The sequence below is a fragment of the Rhizobium sp. NFR03 genome, from assembly GCF_900111275.1.
Taxonomy (GTDB): domain Bacteria; phylum Pseudomonadota; class Alphaproteobacteria; order Rhizobiales; family Rhizobiaceae; genus Ferranicluibacter.
On the sequence record NZ_FOGR01000030.1, the window covers coordinates 1 to 2,196 of the forward strand.

Annotated in this window: 3 protein-coding genes; all 3 read left to right on the forward strand. The window is 57.5% G+C overall.

All coding sequences use genetic code 11. The features are described 5' to 3' along the window. Positions 1-211 precede the first annotated feature (211 nt). Entirely contained in the window at positions 212-1,198 is a 987-nt protein-coding gene (locus BSG19_RS25580) for an MBL fold metallo-hydrolase (protein ID WP_092990801.1), read from the forward strand. 88 nt (positions 1,199-1,286) lie between these two features. Beyond that, on the forward strand, positions 1,287-1,910 hold the full coding sequence (locus tag BSG19_RS25585) for a pyridoxamine 5'-phosphate oxidase family protein (RefSeq protein WP_092990802.1): 624 nt from the start codon (positions 1,287-1,289) through the stop codon (positions 1,908-1,910). Further along, on the forward strand, positions 1,907-2,196 hold a 290-nt coding region (locus BSG19_RS25590; RefSeq protein WP_139274842.1), incomplete at its 3' end, for a DUF1348 family protein. The genes BSG19_RS25585 and BSG19_RS25590, both read left to right, overlap by 4 nt.

Consider the following 2,196-nt stretch of genomic DNA (forward strand, 5'->3'; position numbering starts at 1 on the left):
GTCAGCAGCAGCCACGCGGTAATGCTGTCCCACCCTGAAGAAGTCGTAGCGCTTATTAAAACAGCAGCTGAGCCGAACCGGCAAAGCTGATGCTGGGCGTCAGTTGCTGTCCAAATCAATCACCGACCGGGGGAATACAATGCGCAACTTTCTTATGCCGTCACGTTCAAAGACACTACAAGTATCTGTGACACAATCCGAGGAGAATGGCATGCCGCAGCTTTCACGCCGCGCTTTCGCAAGCGCTCTGCCTCTTGGTCTCGTCGGAGGAACCGTTTTCGGCGCAGGTCTGCTTTCCGACCTGAGTGCCCAGGCTGCAACATCCAAGGCTTCCCGAGCGCCGGTCGCAACAACGCCGTTGGCTCAGGTTCATGTCGGACGTTTTACGATAACGGCACTAACGGATGGGTATGCTGATATGCCCTACAACTACTTTCCGGGACGATCAGCCCCCGAAGTGGAAAAGGTGGCAAACGCTCAGTTTACGGGCAGACCCAGCGGGGTACGTTTCCTGTTCAATCAATACCTCGTAGAAGACGGCAAGCAACGCATTCTGATCGATGCCGGCGCTGCAGGCTCTATCGGGGAGACCGGGCATCTGCCGCAGGCGCTGGCCACCCTCGGTTTGAAGCCGAGCCAGATCGATGCTGTCATCGTGACCCACATGCACCAGGACCACATGGGTGGGTTGGTTCTCGGCGGTAAGAACAATTACCCGGATGCCGAGGTCTATGTAGACCGTCGCGACGTCAAGCACTGGACCGACCGGGCTAAGCGCAGTGGCGCGCCTGACTTCCTGCAGCCCAGCTTCAAGATGGCTGAAGAGGTGGTGCGCCTCTATCCGAAGCTGCAAGCGATCGACGGAGAACGTGAGATCATCCCCGGCGTCTCGATTGTCGACCTGACCGGCCACACGCCTGGCCACATTGGCGTCCGCATCGAGGATGGCGGCAAGAGCCTAATCATGGTGTCCGACATGATTTTCCCGGTTGTCCATCCGGCTGCAACAGACGTTTTCTTCCTGTTTGAGCAGGATCAGGCTGCTGCGAAAGCCATGCGCGATCGCTTCCTCCCACAAGCTGCTTCGGAAGGCGCGCTGATCGCTGCGACCCATATGCCGTTCCCCGGTCTTGGTCGCGTGGTATCCGATCGTGGTCACATGCGCTGGGAAGTCGCCGACTGGGCCTTGCAAGACTGATCCCTTAGCCGAAGGATTATTCGTCTGAAGGTAGATCAGGGCCCGCATTGTCCACAGATGCGGGCCTGCGCAAGTTTGGAGGCGAGGTATGCCGTACCACTTTCTGGAAGTCGCTGCGACGCCGAGCGTCCGAGCCGCGCAGGCGGATATGGGGGTGGACCAGATATGGCTAGGCGAGCACGACCGTCCTTCGGATACTTTGACGGAGAACGAGATCGATTTCATCGCTACGCGCGACAGCTTCTATATCGCATCTGTGTCGGAAACAGGTTGGCCCTACGTTCAACATCGTGGTGGGAAAACAGGTTTCCTCAAGGTCGTTGATCCGCAAACGATGGCGTTTGCTGACTATCACGGAAACCGCCAGTACATCAGCGCAGGAAATTTCGCAGTCAACGACCGTGCCTGCCTGTTCCTGATGGACTACGTCCGAAGGGCTCGCCTCAAGATCTATGCCCACGTCGAGCGGCTGACGCTTGACGCTGACCCATCGCTTACGGCCCTCGTAGTCGATCCGACGTATAGAGGCCGTGCCGAGCGGATATTCAAGCTTAGGCTCGAAGCATACGACTGGAACTGTCCCCAGCACATTACTCCCCGCTACACCGAACAGCAGGTTGAGCAAGCAGTCACACCACTTCGTCAAAAGCTGCAACAGCTAGAAGCTGAAAATGCTGCGCTACAGGCAAAATTAGAGGGAAGGTTCAAATGACTGACACTCAGAGACCGCCTCTGCCCCCGTTTACATCAGAGACTGCTGCCGAGAAAGTGCGGCTTGCCGAAGATGGCTGGAATAGCCGGGACCCAGGCAAGGTCGCGCTGGCGTACACGATCGATAGTCAGTGGCGTAACCGCGCCGAGTTCGTCAACGGCCGGGAGGCTATTGTCGCTTTTCTTGCTGGCAAGTGGCGGCGGGAGCTCGACTACCGTCTCATCAAAGAATTGTGGGCGTTCGACGGCGACAGGATTGCCGTCAGGTTTGCATATGAGTGGCATGA